This window comes from Microbacterium sp. Leaf288 (assembly GCF_001422925.1).
GTDB lineage: Bacteria > Actinomycetota > Actinomycetes > Actinomycetales > Microbacteriaceae > Microbacterium.
In genome coordinates, this window is sequence record NZ_LMNI01000013.1 from 36,706 (window position 1) to 51,851 (window position 15,146).

10 protein-coding genes are annotated in these 15,146 nt (G+C 69.9%); 7 read left to right on the forward strand and 3 right to left on the reverse strand.

Translation table 11 applies throughout. From position 1 onward, the window contains the following. Genes ASF40_RS17995 through ASF40_RS18005 form a run of 3 tightly spaced genes read right to left on the reverse strand, consistent with a single transcriptional unit; the run spans position 1 to position 3,103 of the window. Entirely contained in the window at positions 1 to 861 is an 861-nt protein-coding gene (locus ASF40_RS17995; protein ID WP_056371685.1) for a carbohydrate ABC transporter permease, read from the reverse strand. After that, on the reverse strand, positions 858 to 1,823 hold the full coding sequence (locus ASF40_RS18000) for a carbohydrate ABC transporter permease (protein ID WP_056371687.1): 966 nt from the start codon (positions 1,821 to 1,823) through the stop codon (positions 858 to 860). Before ASF40_RS18000 ends, ASF40_RS17995 begins: the two co-directional genes overlap by 4 nt. Before the next feature lie 2 nt (positions 1,824 to 1,825). Continuing rightward, on the reverse strand, positions 1,826 to 3,103 hold the full coding sequence (locus tag ASF40_RS18005) for an ABC transporter substrate-binding protein (RefSeq protein WP_082497184.1): 1,278 nt from the start codon (positions 3,101 to 3,103) through the stop codon (positions 1,826 to 1,828). 241 nt (positions 3,104 to 3,344) lie between these two features. On the opposite strand from ASF40_RS18005, the gene ASF40_RS18010 reads away from it, so the two are divergent. The 7 genes from ASF40_RS18010 to ASF40_RS18040 all read left to right on the forward strand — a co-directional run bounded on the left by ASF40_RS18010 (position 3,345) and on the right by ASF40_RS18040 (position 15,086). Further along, positions 3,345 to 6,251 (forward strand): glycoside hydrolase family 2 TIM barrel-domain containing protein, encoded by a 2,907-nt coding sequence (locus ASF40_RS18010; RefSeq protein ID WP_157549795.1) that lies wholly within the window; start codon positions 3,345 to 3,347, stop codon positions 6,249 to 6,251. Positions 6,252 to 6,312: 61 nt separating this feature from the next. After that, entirely contained in the window at positions 6,313 to 7,845 is a 1,533-nt protein-coding gene (gene arfA, locus ASF40_RS18015) for an arabinosylfuranosidase ArfA (protein ID WP_056371693.1), read from the forward strand. A 163-nt stretch (positions 7,846 to 8,008) separates the two neighbouring features. Further along, positions 8,009 to 10,207 (forward strand): beta-galactosidase, encoded by a 2,199-nt coding sequence (locus tag ASF40_RS18020; protein WP_157549797.1) that lies wholly within the window; start codon positions 8,009 to 8,011, stop codon positions 10,205 to 10,207. A gap of 28 nt (positions 10,208 to 10,235) precedes the next feature. After that, positions 10,236 to 11,540, forward strand: coding sequence for an alpha-galactosidase (locus ASF40_RS18025; protein WP_056371698.1), 1,305 nt, complete (start codon positions 10,236 to 10,238; stop codon positions 11,538 to 11,540). A 144-nt stretch (positions 11,541 to 11,684) separates the two neighbouring features. Then, positions 11,685 to 12,887, forward strand: coding sequence for a Gfo/Idh/MocA family protein (locus ASF40_RS18030; protein WP_181911818.1), 1,203 nt, complete (start codon positions 11,685 to 11,687; stop codon positions 12,885 to 12,887). 11 nt (positions 12,888 to 12,898) lie between these two features. Next, on the forward strand, positions 12,899 to 14,116 hold the full coding sequence (locus ASF40_RS18035; protein ID WP_056371700.1) for a dihydrodipicolinate synthase family protein: 1,218 nt from the start codon (positions 12,899 to 12,901) through the stop codon (positions 14,114 to 14,116). An 88-nt stretch (positions 14,117 to 14,204) separates the two neighbouring features. Next, the gene (locus tag ASF40_RS18040) at positions 14,205 to 15,086 is read left to right on the forward strand and encodes a sugar phosphate isomerase/epimerase family protein (RefSeq protein ID WP_056371702.1); all 882 of its coding nucleotides are present in this window, start codon (positions 14,205 to 14,207) and stop codon (positions 15,084 to 15,086) included. Positions 15,087 to 15,146 lie beyond the last annotated feature (60 nt).

The window sequence follows — 15,146 nt, forward strand, 5'->3', positions numbered from 1 at the left end:
TCAGTCCTTCAGCCCCGAGTTGATGTCGGCGTTCATGATCTGGCGCTGGAAGACGGCGAACAGGATCACCATCGGGACGAGCGAGATCACGGAGGCAGCGAGCAGCACCGACCAGTCCACGTTGTCGGCGCCGACGATCGACCGCAGCGCCACCTGCAGCGTGTAGCGGTCGGGGTCGCGCAGCACGATGAGCGGCCAGATGTAGTCGTTCCAGCGCCACTGGAACGAGAAGATGGCCAGCACGACAGCGATGGGCTTCGCGAGCGGCAGCATGATGCGCCAGAACGCGCCGAACTCCGAGACACCGTCGATGCGCGCGGCCTCGAGCAGTTCGTCCGGGACGGTCTTGAAGTACTGACGGAACATGAAGATGCCGGTCGCGGTGACGATCGACGGCACGATGATGCCCGCGAGGGTGTTGTACATGCCGAGGTCGCGGACCACCGCGAACGAGCTCGGCATGATGACCTCGGTCGGCAGCATCGTCGTGGCGAGGATGCAGATGAAGAAGGCCTTCAGCCACCACGCCTTGTACTTGGCGAACGCGTAGCCGGTCAGCGCGCTGACGAAGACCGTCAGTGCGGTCGTGACGATCGCCACGATCGACGTGTTCAGGAAGTACTGCGCGAAGTTGAAGCGGTTCCAGGCGGTCGAGTAGCCGCTGACCGTCCAGTCCTTCGGGAAGAGCGTCAGCGGAAGGCTGAAGAGCTCAGAGCCGGGCTTGAACGAGCTGAGGATGAACCACGCGACCGGGATCAGGAATCCGAGGGCGAGGATCCACAGCAGCAGCGTGCTCGGAAGGGAGCGCAGCGGCCGGGAGGCACGAGGGCGCGAGCGCTTCGCGGATCGAAGAGTTGTCATGCGAGATCGTTCCTCTTGTCGAAGCGCATCTGGATGAGCGCGATGATGATGAGGATCACCATGAGGACCATGGACGCGGCACTGGCGTAGCCGACGTCGGCACGCTCGAAGCCGGTGCGGTAGATGTACTGCACGATGAACATGTTCGACGTGCCGGGCCCACCGCCGTTGAGCGCCTGCACCATCGCGAACTCCTTCATCGACCCGATCGTGGTGAGGAGGATCACCATGAACGAGGTCGGACGCAGCAGCGGCAGGATGATGCGGCGGAAGCGCTGCCATCCGTTCGCGCCGTCCAGCTGAGCGGCTTCGAGATAGGACTGCGGGATGTTGCGGATCGCGGCGATGAACAGCAGCATGTTGAACGCCGTTCCGCCCCACGTGCTCACGATCAGGATGAGCACCAGCGCGAGGTTGGGGTCCGTCTCCCACTGCAGGCCGTTGCCGCCCATCAGCTCGATGAGGTAGTTCACGAGGCCGAAGTTCTCGCCGAACAGCCACTTCCAGATCACACCGGCGACGATCGGCGAGATGAGCCACGGCAGGAAGAAGATGATCCGGGCCGCCGACTTGCCCTTGGCGAGCGAGCTCGTCAGCAGCATCGCGATGCCGAGCGCCGCGGCGAAGTGCAGCGGCACCGACAGGATCGTATAGAGGAAGGTGCGGCCGAGCACCGAGTAGAACACCGGGTCCTGGGCGAGCTCGATGTAGTTCTCGGCCCCGATGAAGTCAGGGGTGCCGACACCGCTGTAGTCGGTGAACGAGTACCAGAGGCCGAGCGCGCCCGGCCAGAGGAAGAAGAGCCCGAAGAGCACCACCGCGACCGCGATGAACGACAGCGGCGCCAGGACGAACCTCGTCGAGCTCCGCCGGGAGCGGCGCGCGCGCTTCGCGCGCCGCTCCAGGGTGATGACCGCAGACGTCTCCGCGCTGCGACCATCGACGGACTTGGTGGTGGACATGGTCACTCCAGCGGACCCAGCTGGTCGGTGAACAGGGCGTTGATGTTCTTGATCGTGGTGTCGACATCCTGTTCGCCGTTCAGGTACTTGACCGTCTCGTCGCGCACCGGGTCGCCGTCGGTCGTCACGTTCTGCGCGCCGTACTGCAGCTCCATCGCCTTGATGTCGCCCACGATGGCCGGCGACGCCGCGATGTCCTGGTTGTAGATGTCGAACGCCTCAGCGTGCGACGCGTAGGTGATGTCCAGCCCGTCGATCGCGGGGATGAACGACGAGGTCTCCGAGAGCTCGGTGTAGTTCTCGGGCTCGTACAGCCACTTGATGAAGTCGTGCGCGGCCTTCTGCTGCGGACCGTCGAAGACGACGACGGATGCGGCGTTGCCGTAGTTCGTCGCGCGCTCCTCGTCCTGCGGCATGTACACCGAGGCCCACTCGAAGTCGGCGATGTTCACGGCGAAGTCGGCGATCTGCCACGACCCCGACAGGTACGAGACGACGTCGCCGCTCTTGAAGAGCGCGTTGCCGTCGGCGTCCGACAGCCACACCGAGCGCGGCATGAACGAGTCGTCGTTCAGGGAGTTGAAGTACTCGAGCGCGACCTTGGTCTGGTCGTTGGTGCTGAACTCACCCGACTTGTCGGGCTGGAAGTAGTCCGAGCCGAACTCGTACAGGAACGCCTTCAGGCGGTGCGAGGACTTGTCCATCACCATGCCGTAGCTGGTGCCCGTCGCGGTCTGCACCTGCTTGACGGCGGCGACGTACTCGTCCCACGTCCAGATGTCGTCCTCGCTGGTGGGGTACGCGACCCCCGCCTCGTCGAACAGCGTCTTGTTGATGAACATGCCGACCGCGGTGATGTCGGACGGAAGGGAGATGACGTTGCCGTCGTCGTCCTTGTCGGACAGCTCGGTGCGGATCTCGCTGCCGTCGGTGATGTCGGAGAGGTCGGTGGCCTCGCTGCGCCACACCGGGTCGACAGCGCCGACGCGGGCGATCGCGGGGAGGTCGTTCGCCTGGGCCGCGTTGCGGAGCTTCGTGGCGAGGTCGTCGTTCGCGATGTCGACGATCTCGACCTTGACGCCCGTCTCCTCCTCGTACTTCTCGGCCATGTGCGCGTAGCCGCCGCCCTGGTTGGCGTCGCCCGAGAGGAAGAACTGGATGGGCTCGTCCGACGGGCCGGCGTCGCCCGAACCGCTGCACCCGGTGAGGGCGACGGCGGTGACGGCCGCGGCGGCGAAGGCGAGAGTCACCCGCATGCGGGCTGGGATTGAATGCTTCATTGGATTTCCCTTTCGCCCCGGGGAACCAGGGGCCAACATCGTTGTCGATCGGGCGCGGGATTTCGCGTCCTGTGTGCGGCTCCGGAACCGTGGGGCGGAGTCGATCGCTGATACGATGTTAGGACATTAATGCAAAGTACGCCATCGGGCAAGCGTCTTCCCAGGTTCGCCTCAGCGAGTCGGAAAGCGTCTTCCGGCGGGCGCCTGTTGCCTGTCTTCACCACTCATCGACGAGGAATCCATGGAGATCGCCACCACCCGCCCCGGTTCCGGCACCATCGCTCCGCGCGCGCGTCTGCGTTCGGATGCTCCGCAGCAGTCGCTCGACGGGCGCTGGCGATTCCGGGTCTCTCCCTCGCTACGCAGCGCGCCCGCGGACTGGCGCGACGCCGACACGGCCTCATGGAGCCCCATCGACGTACCCGGGCACTGGAATCTCCAGGGGCACGGTTCTCCCGCGTACTCCAACGTGCAGATGCCGTTCCCGGTCGATCCGCCGTTCCCGCCGGATGCGAACCCGATCGGCGACTACCGCCTCGACTTCACCGCGGACACGGGTGTGCTCGCTCACGGGCGGCGTCTGCTGCGTTTCGATGGCATCGAGTCGGCGGCGGAGATCTGGCTGAACGACACCCTCGTCGGGACGACCCGCGGGAGCCGCCTCACCCACGAGTTCGATGTGTCGGACATGCTCGTGGCGGGCGTCAACCGCCTGGCCGTGCGGGTGGCGCAGTTCAGCGACGCGACATACCTCGAGAACCAGGACATGTGGTGGCTCCCGGGGATCTTCCGCAGCGTCACCCTCCTCGCGCGCCCCGACGGCGGCGTCCACGACCTGTTCGTGCGCGCCGACTGGGACGATCAGGCAGCGGAAGGGATTCTCGAGGTCGCGGCGGAGGTGGACGGAGGCGGCGGCGCCCGCCTCGTGATCGAGGAGCTCGGTGTGGACGTCTCCCTCGACGGCTCCATCCGGCTCGGCGGAGTCGAGCCCTGGAACGCGGAGCGACCGCGCCTGTACGACGTCGAGGTCCGCACCGAGACCGAGACCGTCTCACTGAAGGTCGGCTTCCGCCGGGTCGAGGTGCGCGATGCGCGCCTGCTCGTGAACGGCGAGCCGATCATGCTCCGCGGCGTCAACCGTCACGAGCACCGCCCACGGCATGGCCGCGTCTTCGACGCCACGGTCGCGCGCGACGAGCTGCTCTTGATGAAGCGCCACCACATCAACGCGGTCCGGACGTCGCACTATCCCCCGCACCCGGATGTGCTCGACCTCTTCGACGAGCTGGGGTTCTGGGTCATCGACGAGTGCGACCTCGAGACCCATGGCTTCGAGCACGTCGGCTGGCGCGGCAACCCGAGCGCCGACCCGGCGTGGCGGGACGCCTTCCTCGATCGCATACAGCGCACCGTGCACCGCGACAAGAACCATACGAGCGTCATCATGTGGTCGCTCGGCAACGAATCGCACGTGGGTCCGAACCTCGAGGCGATGGCCCGGTGGACGAGGTCCGCCGATCCGAGCCGCCTCATCCACTACGAGGGCGACGGGGAGAGCCGCTACGTCGATGTGTACTCGCGCATGTACGCGCCGCACGACGAGGTACGCGAGATCGGCGAGGAGACGCTCCGGCCCGCTCCCTTCGACGCCACCCCGGCCCAGGCGCACCGCCTGACCCTGCCGTTCCTGCAGTGCGAGTTCGCGCACGCGATGGGTACCGGTCCGGGCGGCCTGCAGGAGTACTGGGACCTGTTCGAGGCCTACCCGCGGCACGCCGGCGGGTTCGTGTGGGAGTGGATCGAGCACGGCATCGCGGTCGACGGGCCGGACGGCAGCAGTCGCATCCTCTATGGCGGCGACTTCGGCGAGGCCGTGCACGACGGCAACTTCGTGATCGACGGCCTCGTGGACGCCGACCGCAACCCGCGCCCCGGCCTGCTCCACTACGCGGCCGTGATCGCGCCGGTCGTCATCGACGTCGATGGCGCGCGCACGACGGTCCGCATCGCCAACCGGTACGACTTCCTCGACCTCGGGCACGTCGAACTGCGGTGGTCGCGCGTCGTCGACGGTCGGGGGACCGCGTCCGGCACGCTCGCCGTCCCGCCGTGCGGCCCCCGCGAAGTCGCCACCCTCGAGCTGCCCGACGAGGCACGGACGCCGGCCTCGGCCGAGGTCGCCGACGTGCTCACCATCGAAGCGTTCACGACGGTGGCGACGCCGTGGGCCGACGCGGGTCACGTGCTCGCGAGCGGCCAGCAGGTGTGCGACGGCCGCCCTGTCATGCCGCCCGGCATCGTCGCCGAGGTGACCGAGGACCGCGTCGGCGCGGCGCACTTCGACAGGGTGACCGGCGGGCTCGTGCGCCTGGGCGACCTGGAGATCACCGGCCCGACGGTGGGAGTGTGGCGAGCACCGACAGACAACGACCGCGATCTCGGCAACGACGAGCTCGACCTGCCGCCCTATGCCGAGCGCTGGCGCGCCGCGGGCATCGACCGCATGGTGACGCGCCTGGTCGACCTGCGCCCCGGCCCGGACGGGGTCGTCGTGCGCACCCGGACCGGCACGCCCATCCTCGACAGCGCGATCGACGCCACCCTGCGATGGAGCGCGGTCGGTGACGGGGCCGTGCGCCTCGACGTCGAGCTCGAGCCCAACGCGACCTGGACGACCGAGTGGGCACGGCTCGGTCTGGACCTGGTGCTCGAGGGCGAGCCCCTCGGCGCGGACGTCGCCGGCTACGGGCCGATGCACAGCTACCCCGACCTCCGCTCGGGCGCCCGGTTCGGCTGGTGGCACCTCGGCCCCCACGACCTCACGGTCGACAACGTGAAACCTCAGGAAAGCGGTTCCCGAACCGGGGTCCGAGATGCCAGAATCGTCACGGAAGGCGGCGCGCTCCACGTGTCGACCCTCGACCACCCGTTCGCGCTCACGGTTTCGCAGCACAGCCGGCAGTCCCTCGCCGCCGCCGCGCACAACTGGGAGCTGACCCCCGAAGGACGCACGTTCGTGTCGATCGATCTCGCCCAGTCGGGCGTCGGCACCGCGACGTGCGGGCCGGGCGTGCTGCCGCGGCACCGGCTGCACGCACAGCCGGCGGCCATCTCGCTGATCCTGCGGCACGAGCCCACGCTCGGCTGATCCGCGCCACCGGCGGCGCTGTCGCACGCCGGGCCCCGACCGATCCGATGAAGGAGCATCCATGACCTCTTCGACCGACGCCACCGCGCGGCTCGACCCGCACTACGAGATCGCCGACATCGACCGCCGCCTGTTCGGCGGCTTCGTCGAGCACCTCGGCCGCCACATCTACGACGGCATCTTCGAGCCGGGGCACCCGTCCGCCGACGCCGACGGCTTCCGCACCGACGTCATCGATCTCGTGAAGGAGCTGGGCGTCTCGACCATCCGCTACCCCGGCGGCAACTTCGTGTCGGGCTACCGCTGGGAGGACGGCGTCGGCCCGGTCGCCGAGCGCCCGCGCCGCCTCGACCTCGCGTGGCACTCGACCGAGACCAACGAGGTCGGGCTGCACGAGTTCCAGACGTGGCTCGACCGCGTCGGGAGCGAGCTCATGCTCGCCGTCAACCTCGGCACCCGCGGGACGCAGGAGGCGCTCGACCTGCTCGAGTACGCCAACGCCGACACGCAGACCGCCTGGACCGACCAGCGGGCCGAGAACGGCCGCGAGACGCCGTTCGGCGTGAAGATGTGGTGCCTCGGCAACGAGATGGACGGCCCGTGGCAGGTCGGGCACCTCAATGCGGAGGACTACGGCAAGCTCGCGTCGCGCACCGCGAAGGCCATGCGGATGATCGACCCGGGTGTCGAGCTCGTGGCCTGCGGGTCGTCGGGTCGCGGCATGCCGACGTTCGGCTCGTGGGAGCGCACCGTGCTCGAGCACACCTTCGACGACGTCGAGTTCATCTCGTGCCACTCGTACTACCAGGAGCACGACGGGAACGCGCAGGAGTTCCTCGCGTCGGGCGTCGACATGGCGCGCTTCATCGAGTCGGTCGCAGCGATCGCCGACACGGTCGCGGCGACCAAGAAGAGCGACAAGCGCATCATGATCTCGTTCGACGAGTGGAACGTCTGGTACCTCCACAACGCCGACGGCAGCGAGTCGGGCCACGAGTTCAAGGGCGGCGCCTGGCCGGTCGCGCCGCGACTGCTCGAAGACAAGTACCACGCCCTCGACGCGGTGGTCTTCGGCGACCTCATGATCACGCTGCTGCAGCACGCCGACCGCGTGCGCTCGGCGTCGCTCGCACAGCTCGTCAACGTGATCGCGCCGATCATGACCGAGCCGGGCGGCCCCGCGTGGCGACAGACCACGTTCTTCCCCTTCTCGATCACGTCGCGCCTCGCCCATGGCCGCGCCGTGCGCGTGCCGGTGTCGGCGGGCACCTTCACGAGCGAGAAGCTCGGCGAGGTCGAGACCGTGAACGCCGTCGCGACCATCGACGACGAGGGCGTGTCGCTGTTCGTCGTGAACCGTTCGACGACGGATGCCGCGGACCTCCGCGTCGACCTCGCTCCGCTGGTGCGCTCTCTCGGCCGCGAGGTCGCGATCGTCGAGTCGCACCTCCTGCACGACGACGACCTGTACGCGGCCAACACGCTCGAAGACCCCGAGCGTGTCGGTGTGCGCGAGGCCGAGGCATCCGTCGACGGCGAACTGCTGTCGCTGGCACTGCCGGCCGTGTCGTGGACGGCGATCCGGCTCGCCTGAAACCGCGACGGGCGGAGGAGATGTGACCGGCGGAGGATCCTCGGCCGGCATTGTCTCCTCCGCTCCTCGCATCCCCTCCTTTCCTGACCTGACCCACTGAACGGACACGCGGATGCTGCGAGCCGACGCCACGGGAGAGCCCCGCGAAACGCTGCTCCCTGCCATGGCCAACACGGAGGACGTGCGCCCCGGACTCTCTCTCACCAGCCGCGGGCTGCTGCGTGACGGCCGGCCGTGGCTGCCGGTGTCGGGCGAGCTGCACTACACGCGCGTGCCGCGCGAGCGATGGACCGAGCGGCTGCGGCTGATGCGCGCCGGCGGCATCTCGGTCGTGTCGACCTACGTGTTCTGGCTGCACCACGAGCCGGTGCGCGGTCAGACCCGCTTCGACGGGCGCTACGACGTCGCTGCCTTCGTCGACGCCGTGCGCGCCGAAGGCCTCGAGATCATCCTGCGGATCGGGCCGTGGGCGCACGGCGAGATGCGCAACGGCGGCTTCCCCGACTGGGTGCAGCAGCTGCCCGTGCAGCATCGCACCGACGACCCCGCGTATCTCGAGCTGGTTGCGGAGTGGTTCGGCCGGCTCGCGGCCGCGCTCGACGGCCGCTGCACGCCCGACACGGTGCTCGGGATCCAGCTCGACAACGAGCTGTACGACCAGCCCGGCCACCTCGTCACCCTCAAGCGGCTGGCCCGCGAGGCAGGGTTGTCGGCGCCGCTGTGGACGGCGACGGCGTGGGGTGGCGCGGATCTGCCCGACCCCGAGGTCCTTCCGCTGTGGGGCGGGTACGGCGACGGCTTCTGGGTCGACCCCGGCGAGCCGTGGGACCCGACGTTCCGCGCGCACTACTTCTTCTCCGACACCTGGGACGATCCCGGCATCGGCGCCGACGTGCGCGGCGAGGAGGCCGGCCACCGCGCCGAGCTGTCGCCGTGGTTCCCCGCCGCCACGTGCGAACTCGGCGGGGGCATGGCCACGGCCTACCACCGCCGACCGCGCCTGGACGCGCTCGACATCGCCGCCGTCGCGCACGCCAAGCTCGGCAGCGGCTCGGCGTGGCAGGGCTACTACATGTACGCCGGGGGCACGAACCCCGGGCCGGGTCTCGAGGAGACGCAGGCCACGGGCTACCCCAACGACATGACGCGGCTGAGCTACGACTTCCACGCGCCGATCGGCGAGTCCGGCCGCACGGCGCCGAGCCATGCGGCCCTGCGCCTGCAGCACGCGTTCGTCGAGGCGTTCGGCGAGCGGCTCGCGCCGATGGCGTCGTACCTGCCCGAGGTGCGACCGTCGGGCGTCGAGGACGCCGAGACCCTTCGCTGGGCCTTGCGTGCCGAGAACGGCTCGGGGTTCGTCTTCATCGGCCGGCACCAGCCGCACGTGCCGCTGCCGGCGTATCGCGGCGCGCGCCTCAGCGTCGACACGAGCCACGGCACGATCGAGCTGCCGAGTGCGCCGGTCGACATCCCGCCCGGCACCCTCGCGCGCTGGCCGCTCGGTCTCGAGGTCAGCGGCGTCACGATCGACTGGGCAACGGCGTCCGCGGTCACCGTGCTGCCGGAGTCGGCGGGCACCCCGCCGACGCTCGTCCTGATCGAGGATGCCGGCATCCCCGTGGAGGTCGCTCACGGCGGCTTCGCCCACGCCGCCACGCCGGGTGCCGCGCCGGTGCGGATCGCAGGGGCCGACGGCGCCGCGCTCGACGTGCTCGTGCTCCCCGCCGCGGAGGCCCCGCGGGTGTGGGTCGTCGACGCGGCGACGGGCGGGCGACGCCTCTTGGTCTCATCGGACGAGCTCACGTGGGACGCCGCAGGCCGCGTGCGGGTGCGCACGAGCGGTGACGCTCCCGACGTACGGGAGTACGTGGGCGGATCCTGGCACGCGCCGGACCGGGAGCATCTGGACGGGGCGCCGGTCACAGCCACTGTCGCGGTCCGTCTCCTCCGAGAGGCGACCTCGCCGTCCGGGGAGTACGGCGCGCGCGACGGCCGGCAGGCCGCGCCCGACGACACCGTGCTCGACGCCCACGCGGCGGTGTACCGGCTCCAGATTCCCGAGGGCCTCGATGCCGACGCCGTGCTCCGCGTGCGTTGGGCGGGCGACATCGCGCAGCTGCGCGTCGACGGCGCGACCGCGACCGACCGGTTCTGGGACGGCTCCGAGCTCGTCGCCAACCTCCGCGACATCGGCGCCGGCCCCGACGCCCACGTCGAGCTGCACATCCTTCCCCTGCGCCGCGACACCGGCGTGCATCTGCCGGCGGACGCCGCCGCCCGCCTCGCGGCGTCGACCGACGGGCTGTGCGAGCTCGCCGATGCCCGCATCGACCAGCGCGCTCTCTGGTGCGAGATCCGCTGAGCGCCACGACAAGGAAGACGAGACAGCGATGACGCTGCGCAAGACCGCCACCCCGCCGATGGGCTGGAACAGCTGGGACTCCTACGGCACGACCGTGACCGAGGCCGAGGTGCTGGCGAATGCCGAGTTCATGGCCGAGCACCTGCTCCCCCACGGATGGGACACGATCGTCGTCGACATCGACTGGGCGGATCCGACCGCCCGGTCGCACGGCTACAACGAGTCCGCACCGCTGGTGATCGACGAGTTCGGGCGGGTCCAGCCGGACCCGGTGCGCTTCCCCTCGGCGGCCGGCGGTGCGGGCTTCGGGCCGCTCGCCGAGCGCATCCACGAGCTGGGGCTGAGGTTCGGCATCCACATCATGCGCGGCATCCCGCGGATCGCGGTCGATCGCGACCTGCCGGTACTGGGCGTCGAGGCGACCGCGGCCGGCATCGCCGACCCGTCGAACGCCTGCGAGTGGAACCCGCACTACGTCGGTCTCGACCACGGCACGCCCGGCGCGGCGGCCTACTACCACTCGATCGCGGACCAGTACGCGCTGTGGGGCGTCGACTTCATCAAGGCCGACGACATGCTGTGGCCGTACCAGGCCGCCGAGATCGAGGCCCTCTCGACCGCGATCGAGACCGCGCCGCGCGAGATCGCATTGTCGCTGTCGCCGGGCCGTGACCTGTCGGCCGCCCATCTCGAGCATCTTCGCGAGAACGCCACGATGTGGCGCATCTGCGACGATCTGTGGGACCGGTGGGAGGACGTCGTCGCGAACTTCGCACGACTGGCCCGCTGGGCGCCGTTCGCCGGCCCCGAGGGCTGGCCCGACGCCGACATGCTGCCGCTCGGCCGCATCGGCATCCGCGCCGAGCGCGGCGAGCCGCGCGAGGGTGCGCTCACGCTCGCCGAGCGCCGGACCCTCGTCACGCTGTGGGTCATGGCGCGATCCCCGCTCATGATCGGCGGCGATCTGCCAACGAGCGCGCCCGAGACGATCGCGCTCTTCCAGAACGCCGACGTGCTCGAGATCCTGCGGGACTCCACGGGCAACCGCGAGCTGCTGCGCGAGCGGGACCTCGTGATCTGGACAGCCGAGCGCGGCGACACGCGCTGGGTCGCGGTCTTCAACACCGCCGACGAGGCGCGCGCGGTGCCGTTCGACACCCGCTCCCTCGGGCTGGGTCCCGCGCCGAGGGCGGTCCTCGACGTCTGGAGCTCAGAATCCCTGCCCGTCGAAGCCGTGCACGAGCAGTCCGACGCCGCGCGCAGCGTCGCCCCCGGCAGCTCGGTCGTACGGGTCTCGCTCGAGCCCCACGGGTGTGTGCTCTTGCGCGCCTGAACAGACGGTGATCGGATGCTGCTGGGAAAGCGCTTGCGCAGGGTCCGATCCCGTGTCACACTATTGGAAAGCGTTTACCCATTTCTTCCGGTCCCGACCGTGAAGCAGGGTACCCACAGCCTTCAGAGCAGAAAGCAGGACCCCATGACTGACACGACTCTCGCCCCGGCCTCGGCCGAGGCATCCGTCCGTCCCACCGTGCGTGAGATCGGCATCATCATGAACGGCGTCTCGGGCCGCATGGGCTACCGCCAGCACCTGGTGCGATCGATCCTCGCGATCCGCGAGCAGGGCGGCATCGAACTGCCCGACGGCACCAAGGTCACCGTGAAGCCGCTCCTCGTCGGCCGCAGCGAAGCCAAGCTCGCCGAGCTCGCCGCCAAGCACGGCATCGAGGACTACACGACCGACCTCGACGCCGCCCTCGCCGACCCGCGCTGGGAGATCTACGCCGACTTCCTCGTGACGAAGGCCCGCGCCTCGGCTCTGCGCAAGGCGATCGCCGCCGGCAAGACGATCTACACCGAGAAGCCCACGGCTGAGACGGTCGACGAGGCCCTCGAGCTCGCGAAGCTCGCGCAGGAGGCGGGCGTCAAGACGGGCGTCGTGCACGACAAGCTGTACCTCCCGGGCCTGCAGAAGCTCAAGCGCCTCATCGACTCGGGCTTCTTCGGCCGCATCCTCTCGGTGCGCGGCGAGTTCGGCTACTGGGTCTTCGAGGGCGACTGGCAGCCCGCGCAGCGCCCGTCGTGGAACTACCGCGCCGAGGACGGCGGCGGCATCATCGTCGACATGTTCCCGCACTGGAACTACGTGCTCGAGAACCTGTTCGGCGAGGTCAAGACGGTCTACGCGCAGGCCGCCGTGCACATCGCTGACCGCTGGGACGAGAAGGGCGAGCACTACACCGCCACCGCCGAGGACGCCGCCTACGGCATCTTCGAGCTCGAGGGCGACATCGTCGCGCAGATCAACTCGTCGTGGACCGTGCGCGTGAACCGCGACGAGCTCGTCGAGTTCCACGTCGACGGCACGCACGGCTCGGCCGTCGTGGGCCTGTTCGGCGCGAAGATCCAGCACCGCAACGCCACCCCGAAGCCGGTGTGGAACCCCGACCTCGCCGACGACCACGACTACGACGCCGACTGGGCCGAGGTCCCCACGAACGACGTGTTCCAGAACGGCTTCCGCCAGCAGTGGGAGGAGTTCCTCGTCTCGTATGTCGAGGGCACCGAGTACGAGTTCGACCTGCTGTCGGGCGCGCGCGGCGTGCTGCTCGCCGAGGCCGGCCTGCAGTCGAGCCGCGAGGGCCGCAAGGTCGAGCTGCCCACGCTGTCGCTGGACTGATCGGACGACGGATGCCGAAGCTCACACTTCTCTCCGACGCCGGAGCCCTGACCCCCGTCGAGCTGAACGAGTCGCCGGGCTACACCAAGCCCGAGGGCCCGCTCCAGAGCCGCGTGGCGTATGCCGCCGCGCACGTCGTGCCGAAGACCTGGGCTGACAACACCCCCGGTCAGCCGGCCGAGGTCGACTGGGACGCGACGCTGGACTTCCGCCGCGCGGTGTACTCGTGGGGTCTGGGCGTCGCCGACGCCATGGACACCGCCCAGCGCAACATGGGCCTCGACGCCGCCGCGACGCGCGACCTCATTGCGCGATCGGCCGAGGTCGCCCGCGAAGAGGGCGGGTCGGTCGTGGTCGGGGTCAACACCGATCACGTCGAAGCCGAGCACATCTCGCTGCAGGAGGTCATCGACGCCTACAAGGAGCAGCTCCACTTCACCGAGGAGCAGGGCGCGGGCCCCGTCCTCATGGCGTCGCGCCACCTGGCGCGCGTCGCGGAGTCGGCCGACGACTACCGCCACGTCTACCGCGAGGTGCTGCAGTCGGCGACCGTGCCGGTCGTGCTCCACTGGCTGGGCACGGCGTTCGACCCGGCGCTCGAGGGCTACTTCGGCTCGGCCGACTGGCGCGAGGCGTCCGCGGTCCTCCTCGAGATCATCGAGGAGAACGTCGACAAGGTCGCGGGCGTGAAGATGAGCCTGCTCGACGCCGCATCCGAGGTGTCGGTGCGCGAGCGCCTGCCCGAGGGCGTGCGCATGTTCACCGGCGACGACTTCAACTACGTCGGCCTCATCGGCGGCCAGGACGTGCCCGACGCGACGCAGCCGGAGCGCAACCCCGAGAGCCCGCGCCAGCACTCCGACGCCCTCCTCGGCGCGTTCGCGGCGATCACGCCGGTCGCATCGGCCGCGATCCAGGCGCTCGACGCCGGCGATCCCGCCCGGTATCTCGAGATCCTCGGCCCGACCGAGGAGCTCAGCCGCCAGGTGTTCGCCGCGCCGACCTTCTACTACAAGACCGGCGTCGCCTTCCTGTCGTGGCTGAACGGGCACCAGCCCGCGTTCCAGATGGTCGGCGGGCTGCACTCGGCGCGGAGCCTTCCGCACCTGTCGCGCATCGTCGAACTCGCGAACTCGTCGCTCGCCCTCGAGCGTCCCGAGCTCGCGGCCATCCGCTGGCACGGGATGCTGCGCCACAACGGCATCGATGTTCCCGGGGTGATCGCGTGAGCGCGGCCACCGCCATCGCCTTCCGAGTGTGGTCGCCTGCTGGCGCGTCGGCGGCCACGCTCGGAGCACGTCTGAAGGAGGGCCGCGCATGAACGCCCCCGACCCCCGCCTGTCGATCAACCAGGCCACCATCAAGCACGCCGACCTCGCGACCGCCCTGCGCGTGACCGCTGAGGCGGGCGTGCAGGCGATCGGCCTCTGGCGCGAGCCGGTGCAGGAGGTCGGCCTCAGGACCGCGGCCTCGATGCTGACCGACTCGGGCCTGCGCTTCACGACCCACTGCCGCTCTGGCTTCTTCACGATGCCCGAAGGCCCCGCGCGCCGCGCGTCGATCGACGACAACCGCGTCGCGATCGAAGAGGCCGCGACGCTCGCTGCGGCGGGCGCCGAGGGGTCCACCGCGATCCTCGTGCTCGTCGCGGGCGGCCTGCCCGAGGGGTCCCGCGACCTCGTGGGCGCGCGCGAGCGGGTGCGCGACGCGATCGGCGAGCTGGCACCGGATGCTGCGGCCGCGGGCGTCACGCTCGCCATCGAGCCGCTGCATCCGATGTACGCCTCCGACCGCTGCGTCGTCTCGACGCTCGGGCAGGCGCTCGACATCGCCGCGGACTTCGACTCCGCCGTCGTCGGCGCCACCGTCGACACGTTCCACATCTGGTGGGACCCCGACGTGCTGGCCTCGATCGAGCGCGCGGGCCGCGAGGGCCGCATCGCGACGTACCAGGTGTGCGACTGGAAGACGCCGCTCGCGGCGGACCCGCTGCTCAGCCGCCACTACCCGGGCGACGGCGTCATCGACTTCGCGTCGCTGACCGAGGCCGTCGAGGCGACCGGCTACGACCGCGACATCGAGGTCGAGATCTTCAATGAGGAGATCTGGGCCACCGACCCGCTCATCGCCGTGCAGCGCACGGCCGCCGGGTTCGCAGCATCCGTCTCGCCCTCCCTCCGCGCCCGCGTCGCGAGCTGACGACGCTTCCGCGAGCTCAGAAGCGCTCGCGGGCACGCCGACCCACCGGCGTCCCCGCGG

Coding starts and splice junctions, on each gene's coding strand:
- ASF40_RS18025 (WP_056371698.1), top strand. CDS start 10,236: ATGACGCTGCGCAAGACCGCCACCCCGCCGATGGGCTGGAACAGCTGG.
- ASF40_RS18005 (WP_082497184.1), bottom strand. CDS start 3,103: ATGAAGCATTCAATCCCAGCCCGCATGCGGGTGACTCTCGCCTTCGCC.
- ASF40_RS17995 (WP_056371685.1), bottom strand. CDS start 861: ATGACAACTCTTCGATCCGCGAAGCGCTCGCGCCCTCGTGCCTCCCGG.
- ASF40_RS18030 (WP_181911818.1), top strand. CDS start 11,685: ATGACTGACACGACTCTCGCCCCGGCCTCGGCCGAGGCATCCGTCCGT.
- arfA (WP_056371693.1), top strand. CDS start 6,313: ATGACCTCTTCGACCGACGCCACCGCGCGGCTCGACCCGCACTACGAG.
- ASF40_RS18040 (WP_056371702.1), top strand. CDS start 14,205: ATGAACGCCCCCGACCCCCGCCTGTCGATCAACCAGGCCACCATCAAG.
- ASF40_RS18000 (WP_056371687.1), bottom strand. CDS start 1,823: ATGTCCACCACCAAGTCCGTCGATGGTCGCAGCGCGGAGACGTCTGCG.
- ASF40_RS18035 (WP_056371700.1), top strand. CDS start 12,899: ATGCCGAAGCTCACACTTCTCTCCGACGCCGGAGCCCTGACCCCCGTC.
- ASF40_RS18010 (WP_157549795.1), top strand. CDS start 3,345: ATGGAGATCGCCACCACCCGCCCCGGTTCCGGCACCATCGCTCCGCGC.
- ASF40_RS18020 (WP_157549797.1), top strand. CDS start 8,009: ATGGCCAACACGGAGGACGTGCGCCCCGGACTCTCTCTCACCAGCCGC.